This window comes from Streptococcus koreensis (assembly GCF_003627135.1).
GTDB lineage: Bacteria > Bacillota > Bacilli > Lactobacillales > Streptococcaceae > Streptococcus > Streptococcus ilei.
Map to the genome: position 1 here is coordinate 708,883 of NZ_CP032620.1, position 17,868 is coordinate 726,750.

The following is a 17,868-nucleotide window of genomic DNA, read 5'->3' on the forward strand; positions in this document are numbered from 1 at the left end:
TATGCAGTGCCTCTCAAACGCTTGACCCGAATCACCCTCCTAGCAGCACTCTGTGTGGTGCTGCGACAAGCTTTTGCCTTTCTACCCAATGTCCAACCCATTAGTGCCATCTTCTTTTTGCTGGTGCTATTCGAAGACTGGCCATTCGCCTGTTTGGTGATGGCTGTCACTATGTTTACTTCAGCCTTTCTCTTGGGGATGAGTCCAGTGGTAGTCGCTCAGATTCTAGTCTTTGCCCTCCTCTTGACTCTTTGGCGGGGGCTTTATCGCCACCTGTCTTTGGAAGTCCAAACCCTAGTGGTCGGCATCTTATCCTTTCTCTACGGGATGTTGATTGATAGCGTTTATGCTGTCCTCTATCACATGCCTTGGTGGACCTATGCTCTGGTAAATGGCTTTAGCTTTAACCTAGCCCACGCCCTTTCCACCGCTTGTTTTTATCCTTTACTTTATGTCATATTTAGGAGATTGTATCATGAAAAAAACACTTTATAGCTTGTTTACTGTCTTAGCGGCTCTTGTCTTGGTTAGCTGCGGACAAAGCACACCATCAGCTACGAAAAACTCAGCTTCTAGCTCACAAGTAGCAAAAGAAAAAGAAAGTACCATTACGGTAAGTATCGCCCCTGAAGGGCAAGAAGCTCAAAGCAAGACCCTAAAGGTTGCAGAAAAAGCCAACTTGATGGAAGTCCTTAAAGGCAACTACAAAATTGAGGAGAAGGGTGGCCTCATCACCTCGATCGATGGAGTAGCCCAAGACGAAAGCAAGGGGCTCTATTGGATGTACAAGATCAATGGAGAGATGGCACCAAAAGGGGCAGCAGAGACCACTGTCCAAGATGGAGACACTATCGAATTTTATCAAGAAGTCTATCAATAAGAAAAAGAGTGAATGCTTGGACTAGGACTCCATGGGTTCACTCTTTTTTTGAAACTAGTTTCTATTTTTTATAAGAATTGTGAATCCTCTTGACGTCCCTATAGATAAATGTTACAATTATATTACAAAATGTAACAAATGTTACAAAAGAGAGGTATTGCCATGAAAATGAAAGGAACCTTATTTAGTCTATCCACCCTTGCTCTAACAGCTGCTCTTCTCTTAAGCGGCTGTGGATCAGAAAAGAAAAAGGAAACCAGTCCATCTTCAACTAATAAAATTGCACAAGTAAAACAAAGTTCTACGAGTAAAAAAGAAGAGAAAAAGGCTATAAGCAAAACCACACAAAGCCAACAAAGCGCAGAGGTGGCAGCATCTCCTACCATCGCTTCGAGCGAGACACAAGCGAGCCAAAAAAGTCCGTCAACTCCGGTGACACCAAGAGTTCCAGAAGTCAGTCAAGGCCTGGCCCCAACTCCTTCCAAAGAAACGCATCCAGCATTGACACCAGCACCTGAAAAAGCAAAACTACCTAGCTTGGAGGAAGGTCGCACGAGTGCTAAAGAGCAAGCCTCTAAGACAGAGAACCCACGCTATAAAGGTGTGTTAGCTTATGCCTCAGGGGATTATTCTACAGCAGCAGGTAGTTGGACCGATGGTCGCGATACCGGCGTAACAATTGGGCAAGGAGGTCAAGTGACCATTCAAACTCCAGGTGGCGATGCAGTGGGCTATACGATTGGAAGCTATGAATACAACTTGGATCATGGTCATTATCATGCTGGCTTGATTTCCACTCAAGATGGATCTACAGCTAGCTTGGATATAGTCGTCGGTCAAGATGGTCAAGTGGCAAGTGTTCAAGTGGCTGAAAATGGACATGCGCACGCCTTGGTTCGGGAATAATGACTCGCCATTAAGAAATATTAAAAAAATGATTGAAATCAGAGGTTCAATTCTGTATAATAACATACAGAGTTGGATCTTTTTAATTTTTATTTTATAAAAATATATTTTTTTATAAAAAAGTATTGACACTGGCTAATTATAGTTTATAATAAAAGTATAAGCAAAGCATGTTTTGAAATAATAATACAAAGGAGCCAGTAAGATGAAAGAAAAAGTGGCAGTGGTTTTTGGAACATTTGCCCCCCTTCATCAAGGGCATATTGATTTAATTCAACGGGCAAAGCGCCAATGTGACCGCGTTCGTGTAATTGTTTCTGGGTACAAAGGAGACCGTGGAGAAGAAGTTGGACTTCCTTTGCAGAAACGTTTTCGCTATATCCGAGAAGGTTTTTCAAATGATGAACTCACTCAAATATATAAACTTGACGAGACAGATCTTCCCCGCTATCCTTTGGGATGGGAGCCTTGGTTGAAAACAGCCTTAGAAACCATTCAATATCATGCAGAGAGAGAAGAGCTGATCTTCTTTGTTGGAGAGAAGGCTTACCAAGAAGAACTTGAAGCGCGAGGCTTTGAAGCCCGCCTGCAGGAGCGTCAGTTTGGCATCTCAGGAACCCTCATCAGAGAGAACCCGAGCAAATATTGGAAATATATTGCCCAACCCTTCCGTCGTCAGTTTACGAAAAAGGTTCTCATTATGGGTAGTGCTAGTAATGGGAAGACGACCTTGGCAAAGGATTTGGCCCGTTTCTATGATGCGCCAGTGAGCTTGGAATATGCTCGGGAGTACCAAATTAGAAATAATGTACGGGATGATGAACTAACACCAAAAGATTACTATTATCTCCTACTCGGACAATACGATCAAACCTCAAAATTAATCGATAGTAGTGCCAATCGTGGCTTAGTCATTGCGGATACAAATTCTCTGGTGACGAAGGGCTATTACGACTACTATATGGAAGTAGAAGGCCAAGAGACCGGTATGACGGATACCTTTGACAATCTCTTTGTCAGCATCTTAGCTAAGGAAAAGTGGGATTTAATCTTATTTGTCCAACCTATTGGCTCCTATGTTAATGATGGTTTCCGTGATATGACCATGGCAGATGATGAAATTCGCAACAGTTTTTCAAATCACCTGGATTACCTCCGCCATCAATACCTCTCGGATATCCCTACAGCCTATCTCGGGCAAGACTACTTGGGGAATTATGAAGAAGCGAAACGTGTCATCGATACGATTTATCAAGCTGATTAAAGGAGAAGCAACATGAAACGATTACAAGAAAAAATTCAAACATTTGGGGAACATTTAAAAAATGTCCATCGAGAAGCAGGCAAACGTGGCTTTGTAGGCATTATGAAACTCCTTTGGAAAGACCTGTTCGCTGGCCGCACATTGACACAATGGCTCTATTTGCTTGCTTTGTCCAGCGTGCCCTTTATCTTAGAATTTACCAATCAGGAAGCGAGTCATGATTGGTTGGGGCTCTTTGCATCCTGGACAGGAATAGTTTGTGTTATACTAGTAGCAGAAGGTCGGGCTAGTAACTATCTCTTTGGAGCAGTAAACTCAGCTATTTATTTAATCCTAGCCTTGAACAAAAACTTCTATGGAGAAGTCTTGACGACCTTGTATTTCTTCGTTATGCAGCCAATTGGTCTCTATGTCTGGTTGTCGAATCGGATCAATGATCAGGGGGAAGCGGAAGAATCTCATTTTGAGGCCAAGAAATTAAACCTAATGGAATGGATCAAGTACTTGGCCCTAACAGCTCTGATTTGGATCGGGATGGGCTACGCCTATAAAAGCATCCACAGTGCTCGGCCTTTCCGTGATAGTATAACAGATGCGACCAATGGTGTTGGACAGCTTCTGATGACTGGTCTCTATCGCGAACAATGGATTTTCTGGATTGCGACCAACCTCTTCAGTATTTACCTCTGGTGGGGAAAGAGCATCCATATTCAAGGCATGTACTGGGTCTATACCCTTAACAGTCTTGTCGGTTGGTATCAGTGGAGTAAAGCAGTGAAAAAGGAGGTTGCTTAAATGACAGCAACAAGCATTCCGGAAGGAATGAACGAAAAGGAATACTACGAAAGGGTCGTCAGCGAGGAAGAATTTCTCCGTTGGTATAAGGAACAGGATCACCCTACCTATGAAAATCCGAGCGTAACTGCTGATATGGTGGCCTACTGCTTTGTGGAGGGGCGCTTGAAACTCTTGGTGATTCGCCGCAAAACGCATCCTTGTCAGCATCGGGTAGCCTTGGTTGGAGGATTCTTGCAAAAGCATGAAGATGCTATTCAGGCTTGTATCCGTGAGGTCCAGGAAGAAGTTGGACTAGAGTTGACCCCTCAAAAAGTCGAGCAGTTAATGACCGTTTCGACTCCTGGACGGGATCCACGGGGCTGGGTCATCACCATTGCCCACCTGGTCTACTTGCCTGCGGAGGCCGTCAATTTGGTCCGAGCTGGGGATGATGCCAAAGAGGTTCTTTTCCTCGATGTGGACTTCAAACAAGGGGAGTGTTCCCTAGATGGCCGTGTCTTGACGGCTGAAGATTTTGCCTTTGACCACTATGAGATTGTCCAAGAATCCATCAAGCGGATCCAAGGGCGTTTGGCTTGGAATCCAACCTTCCTCCATCTCCTAGAAGAACCTTTCACCGTATACGAGGCGACGGAGTTGGTGAACCTGATCCATCCAGATAAAGAAATTTTGACCAATAATTTCCTTGTCACCTACGGTTCCTATGTGGAAGAAGTAGGAGTCAAGCGGGTACCTAAGAAAAAACCACGCAAGACCTATCGCTGGAAAGAAAGCGAAGGCCAAAAGGACCAATAACATACAAGAGAGTGGGACAGAAATCGGTCATTCGTTAGAATTCGATTTCGTCGTCCCACCTCCGCATAGTTGAGTAGGGCTGTAAAAGCTGATGAAATCAGCGTAGTAGAGCCCACTCAACCACTGCGTCTTGCTCGACAATCCAAAGACAATTAAGAGGCTAGGACTTTTGTCCTAGCCTCTTTGTCATTAAGCTTTTTCTAATTGAAGAAGTTCTTCAATCTCTGCTAGGGTGCTAGCCTGCGAGATTGCTCCGCGTAGTTTGGCAGCACCTGAGGTACCACGGAGGTAGTGAGGGGCTAAGCCACGGAATTCGCGGACGGCAATGTGCTCACCCTTGAGATTGATCAAGCGCTTCAAGTGCTCATAAGCAATCTTCATCTTGTCTTCAAAGGTCAAATCAGGCAGGATTTCTCCTGTTTCAAAGTAGTGATTGATTTGGTTGAAGAGGTAAGGATTGCCCATAGCGGCACGGCCAATCATGACCGCATCAGCACCAACTTCTTCGATGCGTTGTTTGGCGTCTTGAACTGTCCGGATGTCTCCATTTGCAATAAATGGAATCTTGGTCAGAGCTTGCGCAACCTTGTGAAGGGTCTCAAGGTCAGCGTGACCAGTGTACATTTGTTCCCGGGTCCGTCCGTGCATAGCCAGGGCAGAGACACCTGCAGCTTCAGCTGCGAGGGCATTCTCCACTGCTAGGGAAGGATCCGACCAACCTGTCCGCATTTTGACAGTGAGAGGGATATCAAGGACGGATTGAACCTTGTTGATAATGGAGTAAATCTTATCAGGATCCTTGAGCCACATAGCCCCCGCCTCGTTTTTCACGATTTTATTCACTGGGCAGCCCATGTTGATATCCACGATATCGGTCTTGGTATTTTCTTGGATAAATTCTGCTGCGCGTGCCAGGCTATCTTCGTCACTCCCGAAAAGTTGGATCGATACAGGATTTTCTCCTTCATCGATATGGAGCATATGCAGTGTCTTTTCGTTGTTGTATTGGATTCCTTTATCAGAGACCATTTCCATGACTACAAGCCCTGCTCCCAGTTCTTTAGCAATCGTCCGGAAAGCGGAGTTGGTCACACCGGCCATAGGTGCTAGGACCGTCCGGTTTGGGATCTCGACGTTCCCAATCATAAAAGGTGTATTAAGATTTGTCACGAATGAGTTCCTCCAAGTCGTTTTCGTCAAAGTGATAAGCTGTCTGACAGAATTGGCAAACAATTTCCGCTCCCTGGTCTTCGTCCTTCATTTCTTGAAGGTCTTTGGCGGGTAAGCTAGCCAAGGCATCCATGAAACGTTCCTTGCTACAGTCGCATTGGAAACGAAGTTCTTCTTCAGAGAGACGTTTGTAGGGATCTTCGCCATAGATGGCAGCAAGAAGAGCTTCAATATGGTCGTCAGACGCTAAAAGGGTAGAAATGGCCGGCATTTCTTGGATACGTTTTTCAAAGCGGGCAATTTCTTCTTCCTTGGCATTTGGCAAGACCTGCACCAAGAAACCACCAGCAACCTTGACCTTGTCTTCTTCGTCGAGTAGAACATTGAGCCCCACTGCAGATGGCGTTTGTTGGCTTTCAGTCAAATAATAAGCCAGGTCTTCACCGATTTCGCCAGTGACCAGGGGCGTCATGGAGTGGTAAGGATTGCCTGTGCCATAGTCGGTGATGACTAAGAATTCCCCATTTCCGACGAATGGTCCGACCACAACTTCACCAGTCGCTGTTTTCTTGATATCCACACCAGGATTTTGAACGTAGCCTTTGACGTTTCCTTGAGTATCTGCCACAGTGATAATAGCCCCCAGTGAGCTAGTACCTAGGATTTTCACCGTAATCTTGGTATTTCCCTTTTCATTGGCCGCTAAAATTTGGCTAGCGATGAGGGTCCGACCGAGGGCCACTGTTGAGCTTGCTTGTGTCTGATGGTGTTCTTGGGCTGCTCGCACGGTCTCTGTACTGTCAAGTACAAAGGCACGGAAGGAGCCACTTTCTGAGATAGTTTTAATAATTTTGTCCATAGCTTCTATTTTAGCATAAAAAAAGAAAAGAGGTGAAGGGAGTAACTTGATTTATTTAGACTTGAAAGGGAAAAAATCTTTCTGAGGAGAACCTTGCTTAAAAACTGAAAAGAATAAGATCTAATTTAGGGAGAAAAGAAGGTAAAAGACGAACGATCATTGTATAAGCTGGGATATGAAGGCCAAAAGATGGATGTTTAGAAAATGAGAGACAACTTTTAAGGGTAAAAAACCAAGCAAAGAAATAGCTGACCTTGAAAAAAAAGAGGAAATTTCTTATAATAGGGTGTAAGACAAACTTGCAGGTGAGACTCCTGCCCCTAGTTTGAAGAAAGGCATAGATAGGGAACTATCTATGGTATATGAAAAAGAATTATGACATCAGTTGTTGTAGTAGGAACCCAATGGGGTGATGAAGGAAAAGGGAAGATTACAGACTTCCTATCAGCCAATGCAGAAGTCATTGCGCGTTACCAAGGTGGGGACAATGCCGGTCACACCATCGTGATCGACGGCAAAAAGTTCAAGTTGCACTTGATTCCTTCTGGTATCTTCTTCCCTGAAAAGATTTCAGTGATCGGAAACGGAGTAGTGGTCAACCCTAAATCATTGGTCAAAGAGTTGGCTTATCTCCATGAAGAAGGGGTATCAACGGACAGTCTTCGCATTTCTGATCGTGCCCATGTCATCCTCCCTTACCACATCGAATTGGACCGTCTCCAAGAAGAGTCTAAAGGCGAAAACAAAATCGGAACCACCATCAAAGGGATTGGACCAGCCTATATGGACAAGGCTGCGCGTGTGGGAATCCGGATCGCGGATCTCTTGGATCGTGAGGTCTTTGCGGAACGCCTTCGCATCAACTTGGAAGAAAAGAACCGTCAATTTACCAAGCTCTATGATGCAGAAGCTCTTTCTTTTGACGATATCTTCGAAGAATACTATGAATATGGTCAACAAATCAAACAATATGTAACCGATACTTCCGTGATTTTGAACGATGCTTTGGATAACGGCAAGCGCGTGCTCTTTGAAGGAGCCCAAGGGGTGATGTTGGATATTGACCAAGGAACCTATCCATTTGTAACCTCTTCAAACCCAGTCGCTGGTGGGGTGACTATCGGATCAGGAGTTGGCCCAAGCAAGATCGATAAGGTTGTCGGTGTATGTAAAGCCTATACCAGCCGTGTCGGTGATGGTCCATTCCCTACAGAGCTCTTCGATGAAGTAGGTGATCGGATCCGTGAAGTTGGCCATGAGTATGGGACAACTACCGGTCGTCCTCGTCGTGTTGGTTGGTTTGACTCAGTTGTCATGCGCCATAGCCGTCGTGTGTCAGGAATTACCAACCTTAGCTTGAACTCGATCGACGTTTTGTCAGGCTTGGACACGGTAAAAATCTGTGTAGCCTACGACTTGGATGGGGGACGCATCGACTACTACCCAGCAAGCTTGGAGCAACTCAAACGTTGCAAACCAATCTATGAAGAATTGCCAGGTTGGTCAGAAGACATCACGGGTGTCCGCCACCTGGATGAGCTTCCAGAAAATGCCCGCAACTATGTTCGCCGGATCGGTGAATTGGTTGGTGTGCGCATTTCAACCTTCTCAGTCGGACCAGATCGTGACCAAACCAATATCCTTGAAAGTGTTTGGTCAAGTAAATAAACAAAAGAAAGTTGGGAGAACTCTCTCAACTTTTTTACTTCTTAAGCTTACTTTAAGACACGTGGTCTATACTAAGACCATAAACAAAGACCTCCTAACTTTGTTTAGAATCCAAACTTTTTTTCATAATATCTCCCTATAAGAAGTCACCCATTGGTGGCTTTTTTTGTGGCTTCATCATATAATAGAACATGAACATAAAAAGTAAGTGAGAGTTATTAGTGAGAGACTATACCCTAGAAGAGAAAGAGGCCTTTATGCGAGAGGCTTTAAAAGAGGCGGAAATCGCCTTGGCCTATGAGGAAATCCCCATCGGCTGTGTCATCGTCAAAGACGGTGAGATTATTGGGCGTGGCCACAATGCGCGGGAGGAATTGCAGCGGGCTGTCATGCATGCAGAGATCATGGCGATCGAAGAAGCCAATCAGCACGAAGAGAGTTGGCGTCTGCTAGACACCACCCTATTTGTAACCATTGAGCCCTGTGTTATGTGCAGTGGTGCCATTGGCCTAGCTAGAATTCCTCAAGTGGTGTATGGTGCGACCAATCAGAAATTTGGCGGAGCAGGGAGCCTCTATGACATTTTGACAGATGAGCGTCTCAACCACCGGGTAGAAGTAGAAACAGGAATCCTAGAAGAAGAATGTGCAGCTATTATGCAGACCTTTTTCCGCCAAGGCCGGGAACGAAAAAAACAAGCCAAGCTCGCAGCCAAGACCGAAACACAAGAATAAAAACCAGTCCTTTGCAAAAGAAACAATTTATGATATAATACCTATCGGAGCAACAGTTCTGCGTGAAGCGGGTCAGGGGAGGAATCCAGCAGCCCTAAGCGAAGTGAACTGTGTGCTCTTTTTCTATGTACCTTAGTGAATCAAGTCCAACAGATGCGGATGAACTTAGGTACATTGACGCAGTTCGAGCAAAGCGAGAACTACGTTCCGAAATATACAGAGAGTCAAGTCCAAGTGACGCAGACGAATCCTAGAGATATTGATCCTGAGGAGCGTAGCGACGTGAGGACTATAGCGTTAATGAATCAGTCCTATAATTCACTAGTATCACTTCGAAATTCATTAGCGGATTCAAAGAATAATAGCGTGAAAATAGAGAGAGTGAGACAGAAATCGGTAATTCGTTAGAATTCGATTTCGTCTTCCTACCTCCGCACAGTTGAGTAGGGCTATAAAAGCTGATGAGATTAGCGTAGTATAGCCCACTCAACCACTGTGTCTTGCTCGACAATCCAAAGAGAATTGAGAGGCTAGGACTTTTGTCCCAGCCTCTTCTTTTTTTTGTCTGTTCCGCTTAAAACAAGGGGCTGCATGCAAACGATTGCTATTGCGTCATTGCTTGATTTGTGAAAATTAAAAAATTAGCAATTGAAAACGTTTTACAGAATGGTTTTCCTTGATAAAATCCCTGTAAAGCGATATCATAGAGAAGAAGAAATTTTGGAGGAATACTATGTCACATATTAAATTTGATTATTCAAAAGTATTAGACAAATTTGTTGCACCACACGAAGTGGAATACATGCAACCACAAGTAACAGCTGCTGACGAATTGATTCGTAAAGGAACTGGTGCTGGTAGCGACTTCTTGGGTTGGTTGGACCTTCCTGAAAACTATGACCGCGAAGAATTTGACCGCATCTTGAAAGCTGCTGAGCAAATCAAATCAGACAGCGATGTCTTGGTGGTGATCGGTATCGGTGGATCATACCTTGGAGCGAAAGCTGCGATTGACTTTTTGAATCACCACTTTGCCAACTTGCAAACAAAAGAAGAACGCAAAGCGCCACAAATCCTTTACGCTGGAAACTCAATTTCATCTACTTACCTTGCTGACTTGGTAGAGTATGTTTCAGACAAAGACTTCTCTGTAAACGTGATTTCGAAATCAGGTACAACAACTGAACCAGCGATCGCTTTCCGTGTCTTCAAAGAACTCTTGGTGAAGAAATACGGCCAAGAGGAAGCTAACAAACGGATCTACGCAACAACTGACCGCCAAAAAGGTGCTGTTAAGGTTGAAGCAGATGCTAACGGTTGGGAAACATTTGTAGTTCCAGATGACATCGGTGGACGTTTTTCAGTATTGACCGCAGTTGGATTGCTTCCAATCGCTGCATCAGGTGCAGACATCAAAGCCCTTATGGAAGGTGCTAACGCTGCTCGTAAAGACTACACTTCAGATAAGATTGCTGAAAATGAAGCTTACCAATATGCAGCCGTTCGTAACATCCTTTACCGTAAAGGATACGCTACTGAAATCTTGGTAAACTACGAGCCATCCCTTCAATACTTCTCAGAATGGTGGAAACAATTGGCTGGTGAGTCAGAAGGGAAAGACCAAAAAGGGATTTACCCAACTTCAGCTAACTTCTCAACAGACTTGCACTCATTGGGTCAATTTATCCAAGAGGGAACTCGTATCATGTTTGAAACAGTTGTCCGTGTTGACAAACCTCGTAAGAACGTGATCATCCCTACTTTGGAAGAAGATCTTGATGGGCTTGGTTACCTTCAAGGAAAAGATGTTGACTTTGTAAACAAAAAAGCGACTGACGGTGTTCTTCTTGCCCACACTGACGGTGACGTACCAAACATGTACGTGACTCTTCCTGAGCAAGACGCCTTCACTCTTGGTTACACTATCTACTTCTTCGAATTAGCCATTGCCCTTTCAGGTTACTTGAACGCGATCAACCCATTTGACCAACCAGGTGTTGAAGCATACAAACGCAACATGTTTGCCCTTCTTGGTAAACCAGGATTTGAAGAATTGAGCAAAGAATTGAACGCTCGTCTTTAATCGACAGACAAAACGATCTCGAAAGAGGTCGTTTTTTAATCGCTTTCAATATCTCAGAATGAGGTGGAAAAGTAGACGGTTTTATGATATAGTAGAACTACGATATTTATACTTTGCACGTCAAACTATGGCCACAAAAAGTGGGGAGGATGATGGGCGAAGGTTCTTAGTAAAGGAGAGATTATGACAACAGAAGACAAGACACCTTTTGGAACACAAGAGGGACAAACTGTCCAAGAACCTTTGGGAGCGCAAGACGAACAAACCGTTCAACCACCTCTTGAAGCCCAAACTGGTCAAAGCGTTCACGAACCTTTTGGAGCACAAGGAGGGCAGACTGTTCAAGAACCTTTTGGAGCCCAAACTGGTCAAAACGTTCAAGAACCTTTTGGAGCACAAACTGGTCAAACAGCTTATGAGCCATTTGGCGCACCAGGAGCGCAAGCCTTTCAACAGTCTTCTCCAGTAGAAGGACCACAAGCTGGTGGGCAGGGACAATTTTTCCAAAACCAAGCTCCTCAGGTAGAAAACAATCCTTTCTACCAACAAGGGAACCCTCAAGCCTTCCAATCGCAATGGAATGTTCAGCCAAAACCGAAGCGTGGATGGACGAAAATTGTTGTCTTCTCCCTTCTTGCACTCCTTCTTGGTGGCTTGATTGGTGGCGGAGCAGGCTATTTCTGGGGACATTCATCTAAGCCTCAAGCAGATGCTAATCGAACAAAACGCTTAGAACTCGCTAATGAAGAAGCAAAGAAGGTAAAGAACAGCTTCATTACAGAAAAGAAGGAGACTGTTTTCACCTGGACTCTTAAAGACCTTGCTACCTTGAGTTATACCAACAAGGATGGTTATGGGTTGACTGCTGATCAGATTGTTGAAACCTATGGATTGGCTTCCAGTGTAGAGTATGATAAGAATAGCCTTACTCTTTATTGGGATCGCGCAAAGAATGCTGAACATCAGAATGTTTATTTCCGATTTGAAAAAGTTGATGGCAACTATTATTTGAAAACTGTGGAAGCTTTTGATTTAGAAGAATTCTATGCAGACGAAGAAGACGATGAAGATGAAGATACTTCTGCAGATCGTGAGTTGAGTACAAAAGAATTCAAAAATCTGAAAACAGGAGATAAGAAAACTGGTGAAGGTGGAACTTCCCTATCAGAAGTTTTGAAAAAGCATAAATCAAATGTTGTTCGAATTGGAACAGAAACAAAAATGACTGAGGACGGAGAAAAGTATGACTCTACTCGTGTTATTGCAACCGTAAACTTTAAGGTCGGTGACGATTATAAGACATTGCGCTTCTTAGCACAACCAGATGGAGATTTCTTATACATTGGTCCAGAGCGTTATTAATATAGAGGAGATAGATGAAAGATGAATATGAATCAATCACAGGCACCATTTGGTGTGCCAGAAACTGGTAATCAAAAGAAGCCAGGGAAAGGTCTGTTAATCGCTTGTGTTAGTGTTTTTGCAGTCTTAGGAGTCATTGCAGGTCTATTTCTTGGTCGTTCTTTTGGTGCAACAAATGCTAAAAGTAGCGAACCAGCCCTTCACCCAACAGCTAACGCAGGGGAATCAAAACGAGATCAGGCTGGTAAGTATATTGATCCGGAAGAAGCAGAATTTTCTTGGAACATTGATGATTTAGCTGATTTGGAGTTTGGTACATACGAAACTCCAGATTTAGGAACAAGCATTGAAGATGTTGTGGATGTACATGGCAAAGCTTTGAAAGGCACGTTTAGAAAAGATAAAATTGATTTAGAATGGGGCGAGTTACAAGAAGATCAGGATGATACACTGACTAGTTATCGTACTGTTCGTGAAATGCGCCTTACGTTTCAGAAGAAAGGAGATAATTACTATTTAAAAAACCTCTATTACTTAGGGAATCATAAAGAAGCTGAGGACGATTTTATGACCTCATCTTACTATGATAAACTGAAAGTGGGAGATGCTAAAACTGGTAAGGATGGAGTATCCTACAAGGAAGTGATTAAGGATCATACTATTTCTAGTCTTTCAATGTCTGCAGATGAAGACTACAAAACTAAAGATATTGTTACTACAATGACAGTAAATATAAAATCCTCAAGTTCTTCTGAATATAGGTTGACTTTTGTGAGACAATCTGATGGAGATTTCCTTTTATCTGAAAAAAAATTATGATGAAGAAGGGGCTCTTCATTCATTCTTTTCGAAAGAGGTAAGGGAGGAAAAATCCATTCACCTAAAACCCTAAAAAGATCTGGAATGGCATTTTCAGATCTTTTTCTGTTCTAGCGGGGACGAGCTATTTATGGTATAGTAGAATATGTTGCCAAAGGAAATAGGTGTGAACAGTTGGACGGAAAGGGATACAGATACGATCGCAGAATGGATAATGTAAAGGAAATAACAAGAAAACATCTGAAGACCCTCTTAGCTTTCATCCAAAAAAGAGGGATTCTTTTAGGGATCCTCGCAATGTTGGGAGTAGGATATGGGCTTGCTGCTTCTGGGAGTCCACAAGACCAGCTAAATCCAGACCAGCAAGTGACCTTTCGTAAGGAAGAAGCTTATCTGCAGGCCTTCCTGGCGAAATCAGATCGACCAGAAGTTGGGGTGCATTTGGAGGAATTGCTAGAATTTAAAATAGGAGATGGGACTGGTGAGCTAAGCACCAAGGGGACGACACCGGAGACCCTGGTCAAAAAATTAGGGGGAGCCAAGCAAGCTCGGCTGGAGTCAAAAGCTAGAACGCAGCTCCTTCGTCTCAGCTATGGAACGACACAAGATGGTCGAGATAGATACCAATTTGAATTTACCCATATGAAGGATGGCTACTATCTAACAGCTATTCAGGGCTATCAACCAACCTCTAAGCAGAATATAGAAAGTAAACAGCTGAAAAAGGCAGCCTTGACCAGTCTTGCTAGTGGGAAAGAGAAAACTGGCATGAAACTAGAAGACATTTTACAAAAGGTTGGCTTGCCACAATCATTGCTTTTGAATCGTAAGGATGGAAAGACAGTTTTGGTCCTAACCTACCGTGCACAAGAGGGGCTCGTCTTTCTCACTTTGCAAGCCCAAAAAGATGCTCACTATCATCTAGTTAAGGTCGAATAAGGAGGAGTAAATGGATACAGTCATCAAGAAGCTAAAAATTCCTGGTCTCCTGCTGCTAGCGTTCCTCTTAGGGATGGGTCTAGAGGTCCTTAGTCATCCACCCAAAAGTTCTACAGCGATAAGTGAAATAAAGAACTTATCAACTTTTAAAGCGAAAGAATTTCAAGGGGAGCGACTCTTAAAAGAAACGAATGAAAAAAAGGATTCGCCATGGACCTTGGAACAGATCGAGCGCTTCCCTCTATCGATAAAGAACCAAAACGGTAGTCTGAAGCAGACTGGAAGTCGCCTGGAGACCCTTCTGAAGGAGATGGGGCACCCCCAAGAGAAAGTTCTCTTTCAATCTACAGCAAGCAAGCAACCCAGTCTCTCCCTGCTCTATCGATGGGACGATAGGGGAAAGGGAGCCTCCATCCGTTTGCTTTTTAGCAAGGGGGCTGATGGGAGCTATCTGCTAGAAGAGATCGACGCCAGTCTAGCCAATCTAGACCGGGAGGGGAACAAAGCTTTTTCAGAAAAAGTTTACCAGAGCTTAGAACCTGGAGAAAAGATGGATCTTAAAGCACTTCTAGGTAGCTATCAGGGCCTACAATCCTTCGTCCGACGCCAAATCAGCCCTGATCAGGAAGGATTTCAACTATCCTTTCAGGATGAGAAGGGGAAATCTTATTTATTAGAGATTAAAATAATGGATGGTTCTTGCTATTTGTTGCGAAAGAGCCAGGTGGACTCTCAAGGGATTACAAGTCTTACCTGATAGAGGGGAGAAATTGAATGGAAAAAGGTAGAAAGATTCAGAGAGAATGGACTAAGGTCCCAGGTGGAAATAAAATCTCTTCAGAGCTCTCTTCAAAAAGTAATCTGCAGAATGATAGGATGGAACTACCAAGCAGGGTCAAAGAAGCAAAAACAGGGAAGCGAAATGGTGGAGAGAATCTTCAAAAAAGTGTGCTTAAGAAGTCTTACTTAGCTCATTTCTCTATTTTCTTCAAGCTAGTGCTAGGAGGTCTGTTCCTCTTGTTCCTTTTTAACATTGTGTCTCGATATGTGAAATCACCTGCGCATGATTCTCACTCTGTAAAATTAAGCAAGGGGACAGAGGCTCGTTTATCAGATAAGGAATTTAAAAATCTTTTTAATAAAAACTCTCGCTATACAGACCCAAATCATAAAATTGATATCAATATAGAGGAGGTTGTCGCATACATTAGAAAAATTAATGATGCCAACCTTACTATGGATGATATTTTCAACCAATTAGGAAAAGCAAGAGATGGATATGTGAGTATAGACTCTGATGGTAGTCGAGGAAGTGTATTGACGTATCTCCTTACCGATAATAAAGCAGCACTGGACTTTGATTTTAGTGAAAAGGAGAATCGCCTCCTTCTGCATTCGATTCAGTATTTTACCCTAGAAAGCCAGAGAGAATCAACTGAAAGAACAAGTGATGATTATAGTGCTCTTATTCCTCAGCCAGGTCAAGAGGGGGTGGAGTTGATGGAAGCTATCAAAGAATTGGGAGTACCAGATTGGCTCTATTCCAGTTTTTTACCTGGGACGGAGGCTCAAATTGCTATCTCCTATAAAGCAAGTGATGAGATGCGAGTTACCTTGTATTTTGATCAAGATGGAGATTTTTTCCGTTTGGGAAGTATGACGAAATTAAAGGATAAAAAAGAATAACTAAAGTGAGAAGGAGGAGTCTCATTCCGTTTTCTTCCATCCTGAGAAACGAGAATAAGGGAGAGTGAAATGCAAAAAGGTAGAAAAATTCAACGAGAATGGTCAAAAGTGCCAGGGGGGAATAAAAAAGTACCGGAGGTGTTTTCAGAAGGTCAACCACAAGGAGAGGTATTTGAATCCAAAGATCAATTTGAGGAAGACAAATATTCGAGATCAGATCGAGTATACGCATCCCAAATGGGCCAGTTCAAAGCATCCTGGTTTTCTCGTCGCAGTGGTCTCCTGAAGCTAGGGATAGGTCTTGTCGTCATTGTGTGTCTCTTTTGTGGGGCTCTCCACTATGTAAGATACCTTTCCCATCAAAGAGATTCCTATTCAACCACTAAAAAGACTGAGAAGCTCCCAACAGATTCATCCGTAAAAACTGAATTTACATTTTTTGGAGAAGATTCTCCTTATATTGACAAGGACCACAGAATTGAATTGTCCATAGAGGATTTCATTTCTTTAGTGAGAAAAGCGAATGAACCTAATGTAACGCCAGAGCAGATTGTCGATCAGATTGGGAAAGCGGTCTCTGGTCACCTGTCCTCTAGCTCCGACGGTAGCCAGAGAATCGGATTAGAATATGAGCTCGTCGGGGATACAGGGCGCTTGTCTCTTAATTTTCTGAAAGAACAAGATTCTATGGAACTCAGTAGTGTGACCTATTATACTAGGAAAAGTTTTAGAGGAGAAGTCACGAAAACAAGTAAAGACTATAAGGCTTTGCAAGCTTCATCTGAAGAAGGTCTAGAGTTGACAGAAGCTGTAAAAGAATTAGGAACTCCTGACTTTATGCATAATAATTATGCTATTGGGGGAGTCAAACGAATTACAATCGTCTATACTACAAGGGATAAGATGAGTGTCTTTATGTCTTTTGATGAAACTGGGGGAAGATTCCGTTTGAAAAGTATAAGGAGTGTTGAGGATAAATCATAATCGATAAGATCACCTGAGAATTCCTATTTAGGGGTTGTCAAAAAATTCTGGCCTCTCTACTTGTCTCTATTGGTCCAGAACGTGTTGCTTTGATGAAATCTTTAGATGAGAAAGAATTCTTGCAAATTATGCTATAATAGTAAAATCAAAGAGTTCAAAAGTAGCCTATCTTCCTAGAGGACTGACTACATAGAACAAGAGGTATCGCCATGACTGCACAAAAAATGACTGCACAAGAAATTATCGCCTTTATCGGCAATGCAGAAAAGAAAACCAACGTAAAAGTGACCTTTGAAGGGGAATTGGCAGGAGAGCTTCCAGCATCCGTTGTAAAGCTAGGCAATGTCCTATTTGGAGACTGGAAAGAGATTGAGCCCCTTCTTGCCAACTTAACAGAAAACAAAGACTATATCGTAGAGCAAGATGGTCGCAATTCAGCGGTACCTTTGCTGGACAAGCGTTATTTGAATGCCCGGATTGAACCGGGTGCGATCATTCGAGACCAGGTGACCATTGAAGACAATGCGGTGATCATGATGGGAGCGGTCATCAATATCGGTGCTGAAATCGGTGCGGGGACCATGATCGATATGGGGGCTATTCTTGGTGGCCGTGCAACGGTTGGTAAAAATAGCCATATAGGAGCAGGAGCAGTCCTTGCAGGTGTCATTGAGCCAGCCTCTGCAGAACCAGTTCGTATCGGGGATAACGTCTTGGTGGGTGCCAACGCCGTCGTCATCGAAGGGGTTCAAGTTGGTAATGGCTCCGTCGTAGCGGCGGGTGCGATTGTTACCCAAGATGTACCTGAAAATGTAGTGGTAGCAGGTGTACCTGCGCGCGTGATCAAGACGATTGACGAACAGACACAACAAAAAACAGCACTTGAGGATGCCTTGCGTAACCTATAATAGAGGAATAAGA

The 17,868-nt window shown here is 43.5% G+C and carries 18 protein-coding genes and 1 other RNA gene; 17 read left to right on the plus strand and 2 right to left on the minus strand.

Features of this window, described 5'->3' with window-relative positions:
- Positions 1–6 precede the first annotated feature (6 nt).
- The 6 genes from D7D50_RS03715 to D7D50_RS03740 all read left to right on the plus strand — a co-directional run bounded on the left by D7D50_RS03715 (position 7) and on the right by D7D50_RS03740 (position 4,643).
- Positions 7–495: an ECF transporter S component gene (locus tag D7D50_RS03715; RefSeq protein WP_120701504.1), complete on the plus strand. Its 489-nt coding sequence runs from the start codon at positions 7–9 to the stop codon at positions 493–495.
- Complete coding sequence (locus tag D7D50_RS03720) at positions 476–880, plus strand: DUF4430 domain-containing protein (RefSeq protein ID WP_120701505.1); 405 nt, start codon at positions 476–478, stop codon at positions 878–880. Before D7D50_RS03715 ends, D7D50_RS03720 begins: the two co-directional genes overlap by 20 nt.
- Positions 881–1,042: 162 nt before the next feature.
- On the plus strand, positions 1,043–1,786 hold the full coding sequence (locus D7D50_RS03725) for a hypothetical protein (RefSeq protein WP_120701506.1): 744 nt from the start codon (positions 1,043–1,045) through the stop codon (positions 1,784–1,786).
- A 205-nt stretch (positions 1,787–1,991) separates the two neighbouring features.
- The gene (locus D7D50_RS03730) at positions 1,992–3,050 is read left to right on the plus strand and encodes an AAA family ATPase (RefSeq protein WP_120701507.1); all 1,059 of its coding nucleotides are present in this window, start codon (positions 1,992–1,994) and stop codon (positions 3,048–3,050) included.
- 12 nt (positions 3,051–3,062) lie between these two features.
- Positions 3,063–3,845 carry a nicotinamide riboside transporter PnuC gene (gene pnuC, locus D7D50_RS03735; RefSeq protein WP_023024637.1) on the plus strand — a complete coding sequence of 261 codons (783 nt, stop codon included), beginning with the start codon at positions 3,063–3,065 and terminating at the stop codon, positions 3,843–3,845.
- Positions 3,846–4,643 carry an NUDIX domain-containing protein gene (locus tag D7D50_RS03740; protein WP_023027350.1) on the plus strand — a complete coding sequence of 266 codons (798 nt, stop codon included), beginning with the start codon at positions 3,846–3,848 and terminating at the stop codon, positions 4,641–4,643. It abuts the gene before it with no gap.
- A gap of 189 nt (positions 4,644–4,832) precedes the next feature.
- Here the strand turns inward: D7D50_RS03740 and dusB are convergent, their stop codons facing one another.
- Both dusB and hslO read right to left on the minus strand, forming a co-directional pair.
- Positions 4,833–5,813: a tRNA dihydrouridine synthase DusB gene (gene dusB / locus D7D50_RS03750; protein ID WP_006595451.1), complete on the minus strand. Its 981-nt coding sequence runs from the start codon at positions 5,811–5,813 to the stop codon at positions 4,833–4,835.
- Positions 5,800–6,672: an Hsp33 family molecular chaperone HslO gene (gene hslO / locus D7D50_RS03755; protein WP_023027349.1), complete on the minus strand. Its 873-nt coding sequence runs from the start codon at positions 6,670–6,672 to the stop codon at positions 5,800–5,802. The genes dusB and hslO overlap by 14 nt, the downstream gene beginning before the upstream one ends.
- Before the next feature lie 375 nt (positions 6,673–7,047).
- Between hslO and D7D50_RS03760 the strand changes: the two genes are divergently transcribed.
- The 11 genes from D7D50_RS03760 (at position 7,048) to dapD (ending at position 17,855) form a co-directional block, all read left to right on the plus strand.
- Complete coding sequence (locus D7D50_RS03760; protein ID WP_120701508.1) at positions 7,048–8,340, plus strand: adenylosuccinate synthase; 1,293 nt, start codon at positions 7,048–7,050, stop codon at positions 8,338–8,340.
- Positions 8,341–8,561: 221 nt separating this feature from the next.
- Positions 8,562–9,074 (plus strand): tRNA adenosine(34) deaminase TadA, encoded by a 513-nt coding sequence (gene tadA, locus D7D50_RS03765; protein WP_120701509.1) that lies wholly within the window; start codon positions 8,562–8,564, stop codon positions 9,072–9,074.
- 41 nt (positions 9,075–9,115) lie between these two features.
- An RNA gene (gene ffs, locus D7D50_RS03770) (signal recognition particle sRNA small type) lies at positions 9,116–9,201 on the plus strand.
- Positions 9,202–9,807: 606 nt separating this feature from the next.
- Complete coding sequence (locus tag D7D50_RS03780) at positions 9,808–11,157, plus strand: glucose-6-phosphate isomerase (protein WP_120701511.1); 1,350 nt, start codon at positions 9,808–9,810, stop codon at positions 11,155–11,157.
- Positions 11,158–11,340: 183 nt separating this feature from the next.
- A complete protein-coding gene (locus tag D7D50_RS03785; RefSeq protein WP_120701512.1) occupies positions 11,341–12,519 on the plus strand; it encodes a hypothetical protein in 1,179 nt (392 codons plus the stop codon).
- A 21-nt stretch (positions 12,520–12,540) separates the two neighbouring features.
- A complete protein-coding gene (locus tag D7D50_RS03790; protein ID WP_023024619.1) occupies positions 12,541–13,338 on the plus strand; it encodes a hypothetical protein in 798 nt (265 codons plus the stop codon).
- A 207-nt stretch (positions 13,339–13,545) separates the two neighbouring features.
- Entirely contained in the window at positions 13,546–14,277 is a 732-nt protein-coding gene (locus D7D50_RS03795) for a hypothetical protein (protein ID WP_117744785.1), read from the plus strand.
- 10 nt (positions 14,278–14,287) lie between these two features.
- Positions 14,288–15,034: a hypothetical protein gene (locus D7D50_RS03800; protein ID WP_023024614.1), complete on the plus strand. Its 747-nt coding sequence runs from the start codon at positions 14,288–14,290 to the stop codon at positions 15,032–15,034.
- A 17-nt stretch (positions 15,035–15,051) separates the two neighbouring features.
- Positions 15,052–15,963: a hypothetical protein gene (locus D7D50_RS03805; protein WP_023024612.1), complete on the plus strand. Its 912-nt coding sequence runs from the start codon at positions 15,052–15,054 to the stop codon at positions 15,961–15,963.
- A 69-nt stretch (positions 15,964–16,032) separates the two neighbouring features.
- Positions 16,033–16,947 (plus strand): hypothetical protein, encoded by a 915-nt coding sequence (locus D7D50_RS03810; RefSeq protein ID WP_023024610.1) that lies wholly within the window; start codon positions 16,033–16,035, stop codon positions 16,945–16,947.
- A gap of 209 nt (positions 16,948–17,156) precedes the next feature.
- The gene (dapD, locus tag D7D50_RS03815) at positions 17,157–17,855 is read left to right on the plus strand and encodes a 2,3,4,5-tetrahydropyridine-2,6-dicarboxylate N-acetyltransferase (RefSeq protein ID WP_006595464.1); all 699 of its coding nucleotides are present in this window, start codon (positions 17,157–17,159) and stop codon (positions 17,853–17,855) included.
- Positions 17,856–17,868: the final 13 nt, after the last annotated feature.